This window comes from Micromonospora sp. NPDC005174 (assembly GCF_040608495.1).
Lineage (GTDB): Bacteria > Actinomycetota > Actinomycetes > Mycobacteriales > Micromonosporaceae > Micromonospora.
On sequence record NZ_JBEXIJ010000002.1, the window covers coordinates 393,016 to 400,115 of the forward strand.

Genomic DNA, 7,100 nt, shown 5'->3' on the forward strand with positions numbered 1-7,100 from the left:
GTCAGTCGTCGCGGTGGTCGGTCCACCACTGCTGGCCGTCGGCGGGCAGGGTGTCGATCGGGTCGTAGTAGGCGTAGCGCTTGTTGAGCGCCTCCAGGTCGGCGGACTCGATGGAGGTGCGGTAGTTCTTGGTCCAGTAGGAGATGCCGCGCTCACGGTCGTAGTCGGTGAGCATGTGGACCCAGCGCTTGCCGACGAAGGGGACGTCGCAGACGATCCGCGGGGTGGCGTAGCCGGGCAGGTAGCCCATGATGTCGTGCTGGAGTTGCTGGGCGTGCCAGACGGGGACGCGCCAGTGTTCGGCGTTGGGGATCATGTCGCACATGTAGAAGTAGTACGGCAGGATCCCGGCCTCGCCTTGGAGTGCGAAGCAGAGGTCGAGCAGTTCCGGGGTGGTGGCGTTGACGCCGCGCATGAGCACGCCCTGGTTGCGGACGTCGCGGACGCCGACGTCGAGGGCGGTCTGGGCGGCCTTGGCGACCAGTGGGGTCAGTGACTGGGCGTGGTTGACGTGGGTGTGGATGGCGAGGTTGACGCCGCGTCGGGCGGCGGTGCGGGCGACGCGTTCCAGGCCCTCGACGACGTCGGGTTGCAGCCAGTGCTGGGGGAGGCCCATGAGGGCCTTGGTGGCGAGCCGGATGTCGCGGACCGTCTCGAGTTCCAGCAGCCGCATGAGGTACGACTCGAGGTTGCGCCAGGGGACGTTGGCGACGTCGCCGCCGGAGACGACCACGTCGCGGACGCCGGGGTGGGCCTTGAGGTAGGCGATGTGGGCGTCGTAGCGGTCGACGGGCTTGAGGGTGAGTTTGAGTTTGTCGACGGCGGGGGTGGAGTTGCCGACGAGGTCCATCCGGGTGCAGTGCCCGCAGTACTGGGGGCAGGTGGAGAGCAGTTCGGCGAGGACTTTGGTGGGGTAGCGGTGGGTGAGGCCTTCGGCGACCCACATGTCGTGCTCGTGGAGGCTGTCGCGGCTGGCGTAGGGGTGTGAGGGCCAGTCGGTGCGTCGGTCGGAGGCGACCGGGATCATGTATCGGCGGATGGGGTCGGCGAGCAGCGCTTCGGTGGTCAGCGGCGCGAACGGCACCATCGTGTTGATCATTTGTGGCGGCACCAGCATGGACATGGTGGCCAGGGTCTTCTGGTCGGCTTCGAGGTCGGTGTAGAAGCTGTCGTCGATGAGGTCGCCGAAGACGGCGCGGAGCTGCTTGACGTTCTTGACGCAGTTGACGCGCTGCCACTGGGCGGATTCCCACTGGTCGCGGGTGACGGTGCGCCAGCCGGGGAAGCGGGTCCAGTCGGGTTCGACCAGGGGGCGGCGGTGGTATTCGTACGGCTGCCCGGCGGTCGGTGTGGCGACCGGGGCGTGACGGGGTTGCGGGATGGTCTGGGTCACGGCCCCTCCTCGGTGGTGCGGTGGATCATCGAAGCTCGAAGGCTACTGGAAAATATCCGGCGAAGAAATTAGTCTGCCGTAAGTTTTCCCGTTACGCGAGCCCTGGCCGGGGCTTCGAGCGGCTGGGTAGGGGAGGTCGGCGTGACGTCACCGGTGGGTCTGCACCGCGTCGTGCAACCGGCGGGGGTGCTGCCGCAGGCGGCGTGGCGCCTGGACGCGTCGGCGGCGATCGCGCCGAACGAGGTGCGTATCCGGGTGCAGCGGTTGAACCTGGACGCGGCGAGTTTTCGGCAGTTGTCGGAGAAGCACGGCGGTGACGGTGACGCGGTCCGCGCCGAGGTGCTGGAGATCATCTCTACGCGGGGCAAGATGCAGAACCCGGTGACCGGCTCCGGGGGCATGCTGATCGGCACCGTCGAGGAGGCGGGTCGGCGTTCCCCGCTGGGGTTGAAGGCGGGGGAGCGGGTCGCCACGCTGGTGTCGTTGACGCTGACGCCGCTGGTGATCACCGATGGGTTGGCGCGCTGGGACGGGCGCAGCGAGCAGGTGCCGTGTGACGGTTGGGCGATCCTGTTCGCGCGGTCGATCGCCGCGGTGCTGCCCGAGGACGAGGACCCGCAGCTGTCTCTCGCGGTGCTGGACGTGTGTGGGGCGCCGGCGCTGACGGCGCGGGTGGTGTCGCGTTACGTCGAGGAGCGCCGGCGTGCGGGCGATCCGACGCCGGTGAGCGTGGCCGTGATCGGTGGTGCGGGCAAGAGCGGGTCGCTGTCGCTCGCGGCGGCGCGGCGGGCGGGGGCGGCTCGTACCGTCGGGGTGGTTCCGGTGGCGGCGGAGCGCGACGCGCTGACGGCGGCCGGGCTGGCGTCGGTGGTGGCGTTGGCCGACGCGCGTGATCCGGTGGGGTTGTCCACGGCGGTGACCACGGCGTTGGGGACGCCGGCGGATGTGACGGTGGTCTGCGTGGACGTGCCGGGCTGTGAGCACGGGGCGGTCCTGGCGACGGCGGACGGCGGCACGGTGATCTTCTTCTCGATGGCGACGAGCTTCTCGGCGGCGGCGTTGGGTGCAGAGGGGCTGGCGGCGGACGTGACGATGCTGGTGGGCAACGGGTACGTGCCGGGGCACGCCGAGTTGGCGTTGGGGTTGCTGCGCGGCGAGCCGGGGGTGCGTCGGCTGTTCGCGGCGCGGGTGGCGGCAGACTGAGGTCATGACGAACCCCTCGACGTTGTATCGCGGCGGCGTGCTGCACTGTCCGGCCGACCCGAGCGCGACCGCGCTGCTGGTGTCCGGTGGGCGGATCACCTGGTTGGGCACCGACGGTGACGCGCCGTCGGCCGACCGGGTGGTGGACCTGGCCGGAGCGCTGGTGACGCCGGCGTTCGTGGACGCGCACGTGCACGCCACGGACACCGGGTTGGCGTTGTCCGGGCTGGAGTTGTCCGGAGTGCGTTCGGCGGGGGAGTTGCTGGACGCGGTGGCGGGGTTCGCGGCGGGTCTGCCGGCGGACGCGGTGGTGCTGGGGCACGGCTGGGACGAATCGGGTTGGTCGGATGCGACGTTGCCGGACGCGGCGTCGTTGGACCGGGCGGCGGGCAGCCGGCGGGTGTACCTGTCGCAGGCGTCCATCCATTCGGCGTTGGTGTCGTCGGCGTTGCTGGCGGCGTGTCCGCAGGTGGTGGACGTGGCGGGTTACGACCCTTCGGGTTGGCTGCGCCGCGACGCCCACCACGTGGTGCGGGCGGCGGCGCAGGGGTCGGTGACGCGGGCGCAGCGGGTGGCGGCGCAGCGGGTGGCGCTCGCGCACGCGGCGTCGCTGGGCATCGCGGCGGTGCACGAGTGTGGCGGTCCGGAGATTTCCGACGAGGAGGACTTCACCGGTCTGCTGGGCATCTCGGGGGCGGGGGTGCCCGAGGTGTACGGGTACTGGGGTGAGTTGGGTGGCGCGGCGCGGGCCCGGGAGTTGGGCGCGGTGGGCGCCGGCGGGGATCTGTTCGCCGATGGGGCGTTGGGTTCGCGCACGGCGCATGTGTCGCAGCCGTACGGCGACGGCGAGGGGTGCGGGCACGGCTACCTGTCGGTCGAGCAGGTGCGTGATCACCTGGTGGACTGCGCGGCGCACGGGATGCAGGGCGGGTTCCACGCGATCGGTGACGCGGCGATCGGCACGGTCCTGGACGGTTTCGCGGCGGCGGCGGCGACGCTGGGTGTGGAGCGGCTGCGGGCGGCCCGGCACCGCATCGAGCACGCGGAGATCCTGAACAAGCGGATGATCGCGCGGTTCGTGGAGTACGGGATCGTGGCGAGCATGCAGCCGGCGTTCGACAGGTTGTGGGGCGGCGCGGGTCGGATGTACGAGGCGCGGCTGGGTCTCGACCGGTCGTTGGAGTCGAACCCGATGGGCGCGATGCACGGTGTGGGTGTGGCGTTGGCGTTCGGGTCGGATTCGCCGGTGACGCCGCTGGACCCGTGGGGGTCGGTGCGGGCGGCGGCGGCGCATCACAACCCGGCGCAGCGGATGAGTGTGCGGGCGGCGTTCGCGGCGCACACCCGGGGTGGGTGGCGGGCGGTGCACCTGGACGTCGAGGGTGTTCTCGCGTTGGGTGCGCCGGCGACGTTCGCGGTGTGGTCGACGTCGGCGGGCGTGGAGCGGGGCCTGCCGGTGCTGCTGGCGGAGGATCCGGAGTTGCGGGGGCCGGACGATCCGACGCCGCTGCCGGTGTGTCGGCGGCTGGTGCTGCGCGGCGAGGTCATTTACGAGGAAGGGTCGTCGTGAGCGAGCAGATGAGCGGTGTGGCGTGACCGGCAAGCTTGATCTTGATCCGGTGTTGGTGGCGCGGGCGCGGGAGTTGGCGCGTCGGGCCGGTCAGCCGGTGGTCGACCTGGCGCGCAGTCACACGACGGTGTCGGTGGAGCGTGCGGTGTTGCGGCTGGCCGGGGTGACCGGCGCCGACCCGGAGGGCATTCCGTGGGTGAACCGGCTGGTCGACGCGGTCGTCGCGGACGTGGGTCTGGGTCACGGGGTGGCGGTGCCGGTGTTCGACGCGCTGGTCCGCCAGGGCAGCACCGACGTGACGTTGCTGGCGCAGAAGGCCGCTGCCGGGTCGGTGCGGTTCGGTGTGCCGTCGGGGCGGGCGGCGACGACGGCCCGGTCGGCGGCGCGCAGGGCCGTCGGGGCGGGTATCCGGCGGATCGACCGGCGGCGTGCCGAGCGGGACCGGCTCGTCAAGCGGCACGGTGATCCGAAGCAGCGGCCGTGGATCTACCTGATCGTGGCGACCGGGGACATCTACGAGGACATTCCGCAGGCGCAGGCGGCGGCGCGCGCGGGAGCGGACGTGATCGCGGTGATCCGCTCGACGGGGCAGTCGCTGCTGGACTACGTGCCCGAGGGCGCGACGCGCGAGGGGTTCGCCGGCACGTACGCCACGCAGGAGAACTTCCGCCTGATGCGGGCGGCGTTGGACGACTCGTCGAAGGAGTTGGGCCGGTACGTGCGGTTGACCAACTACGCGTCGGGGTTGTGCATGCCGGAGATGGCGACCCTGGCCGGGCTGGAACGCCTCGACATGATGCTCAACGACTCGATGTACGGGATCCTGTTCCGCGACATCAACCCGGTGCGCACGTTCGTGGACCAGCGGTTCTCCCGGCAGGTCCACGCCCGGGCGGGGATCATCATCAACACCGGTGAGGACAACTACCTGACCACCGCGGACGCCGTGGACGAGGCGCACACGGTGACGGTGTCGCAGTTGCTCAACGAGTTCTTCGCGCACGAGGCGGGCCTGGCGGACTGGCAGTTGGGTCTGGGGCACGCGTTCGAGATCAACCCGGAGGTGCCCGAGTCGTTCCGCCTGGAGCTGGCGCACGCCCTGCTGGCGCGGGAGTTGTTCCCGGACGCGCCGCTGAAGTGGATGCCGCCGACGAAGCACATGACCGGTGACGTGTTCCGGGGCAATCTGCTCGACGGGTTCTTCAACCTGGCGGGCGCGCTGACCGGTCAGGGCATCCTGCTGGTGGGGATGATGACCGAGGCGGTGGTGACGCCGTGGCTGTCCGACCGGGACATCGCCCTGCAGAACGTGCGGTACGTGCTGGGCGCGGCCGGTGGGTTGCACGAGGACTTCGTGCCGGCGGCGGGCGGGTTCATCCGTCGCCGCGCCAACCAGGTGCTCGGTGAGGCCCTGGATCTGCTGGAGCGCATCGGGGAGCAGACGCTGCTGACGGCGATCGCCGAGGGCACGTTCGGGATCATGAAGCGGCCCGCGGACCGGGGCAAGGGCCGCGACGGGGTCGCCGCGCACGAGGCCGACTACTACAACCCGGCCACGGACATCCTGGAGGCGGCGTGAGCGAGCGTAGCGAGCGAACCGGCCAGCACAGCAGCCCGACGCTCACACCGCCGCGAAGCGGTGGCGTGAGCAAGCAGATCGTGCGCCCGTACGGGGACACCACCGGTGACGGGATGGTGCAGGTGTCGTTCACCCTGCCGGTGTCGCACGACAAGCGGGCCGAGGGCGCGGCGGTGCAGTTGGCGAACAGGATGGGCATCGACCCGGCGATGGTGGTGCACGCCAAACCGATGGGCGACGGGTTCACGTTCTTCGTCGTGTACGGGCGGGTCAACCACCTGGTCGACCTGGACGCGGTGCAGGTGGTGGAGCGGGACTTCGCGTTGCTGTCGGCCAAGGACGTCAACACGGTGATCAAGCAGCGGCTGCGGCGCAAGCTGTCCGTGGTGGGCGCGTGCATCGGCACGGACGCCCACACCGTGGGTATCGACGCGATCCTCAACGTCAAGGGCATCGCGGGGGAGAAGGGCCTGGAGTACTACCGGGAGCTGAAGGTCACCAACATGGGCGCGCAGGTCAGCGTGCCGGAGCTGGTGGAGGCCGCCCGGGCGGAGAAGGCCGACGCGGTGCTGGTGTCGCAGGTCGTCACGCAACGCGACGCGCACCTGCACAACACGCGGGAGATGTCGGCGGCCTTCCGGGAGGCCATGCCGGCGGGCAGACGGCCGCTGCTGATCGTCGGCGGTCCCCGCTTCGACGAGACGATGACCGACGAGTTGGGCGTCGACCGGATCTTCGGTCGGGGCACCACCCCCGGCGAGGTGGCCAGCTATCTGGTGCACGCCCTGATCACGCAACGGAAGGCGAACGCATGACCGACGCACGGCTCGGGTTGACGGTGACGCACCGGCGGTACGTGCCCTACGCGCACGCCCACTACGCGGGCAACCTCGTCGACGGCGCGTACGCCCTGGGACTGTTCGGTGACGTCGCCACGGAGGTGTGCATCCGCACCGACGGCGACGAGGGCCTGTTCGCCGGGTACTCCGACGTGCGGTTCACCGCGCCCATCCGCGCCGGTGACGTGGTCGAGGTGACGGCGCAGGTGTCGCGGGTGGGCAGTCGCAGCCGCACCCTGGAGCTGAGCTGCGCGGTGGTGTGCCGGGGCCGCCCGGACCGCTCTGAGTCCGCCGCCGAGGTCCTCGACCCGCCGATCGTGGCGGTCACCGCGACCGGCACCGTGGTCGTACCCGCCGGGACAGTGAGTCGCGAGGAGTGAGCCGGGGTTGCGAGCCCCGCAGTCGCGAACAGGGCAGACACAGTGAGTCGCGAGGAGTGAGCCGGGGTTGCGAGCCCCGCAGTCGCGAACAGGGCAGACACAGTGAGTCGCGAGGAGTGAGCCGGGGTTGCGAGCG

General features: G+C 70.9%; 6 protein-coding genes. 5 read left to right on the forward strand and 1 reads right to left on the reverse strand.

Features of this window, described 5'->3' with window-relative positions; translation table 11 throughout:
* Position 1: 1 nt before the first annotated feature.
* Complete coding sequence (locus ABZU91_RS04060; RefSeq protein ID WP_355233658.1) at positions 2–1,393, reverse strand: lysine 2,3-aminomutase; 1,392 nt, start codon at positions 1,391–1,393, stop codon at positions 2–4.
* Between the two features lie 153 nt (positions 1,394–1,546).
* On the opposite strand from ABZU91_RS04060, the gene ABZU91_RS04065 reads away from it, so the two are divergent.
* From ABZU91_RS04065 to ABZU91_RS04085, 5 genes are all read left to right on the forward strand, one after another.
* Positions 1,547–2,596: a zinc-binding alcohol dehydrogenase gene (locus ABZU91_RS04065; RefSeq protein WP_355233706.1), complete on the forward strand. Its 1,050-nt coding sequence runs from the start codon at positions 1,547–1,549 to the stop codon at positions 2,594–2,596.
* A 4-nt stretch (positions 2,597–2,600) separates the two neighbouring features.
* A complete protein-coding gene (locus ABZU91_RS04070) occupies positions 2,601–4,166 on the forward strand; it encodes an amidohydrolase (protein ID WP_355233660.1) in 1,566 nt (521 codons plus the stop codon).
* A 22-nt stretch (positions 4,167–4,188) separates the two neighbouring features.
* On the forward strand, positions 4,189–5,745 hold the full coding sequence (locus ABZU91_RS04075) for a lysine 5,6-aminomutase subunit alpha (RefSeq protein ID WP_355233662.1): 1,557 nt from the start codon (positions 4,189–4,191) through the stop codon (positions 5,743–5,745).
* Between the two features lie 65 nt (positions 5,746–5,810).
* Positions 5,811–6,560 carry an OAM dimerization domain-containing protein gene (locus ABZU91_RS04080; protein WP_355233708.1) on the forward strand — a complete coding sequence of 250 codons (750 nt, stop codon included), beginning with the start codon at positions 5,811–5,813 and terminating at the stop codon, positions 6,558–6,560.
* The gene (locus ABZU91_RS04085; RefSeq protein WP_355233664.1) at positions 6,557–6,964 is read left to right on the forward strand and encodes a hotdog domain-containing protein; all 408 of its coding nucleotides are present in this window, start codon (positions 6,557–6,559) and stop codon (positions 6,962–6,964) included. The genes ABZU91_RS04080 and ABZU91_RS04085 overlap by 4 nt, the downstream gene beginning before the upstream one ends.
* The last annotated feature ends 136 nt before the right edge of the window (positions 6,965–7,100 follow it).

Coding starts and splice junctions, on each gene's coding strand:
- ABZU91_RS04070 (WP_355233660.1), top strand. CDS start 2,601: ATGACGAACCCCTCGACGTTGTATCGCGGCGGCGTGCTGCACTGTCCG.
- ABZU91_RS04085 (WP_355233664.1), top strand. CDS start 6,557: ATGACCGACGCACGGCTCGGGTTGACGGTGACGCACCGGCGGTACGTG.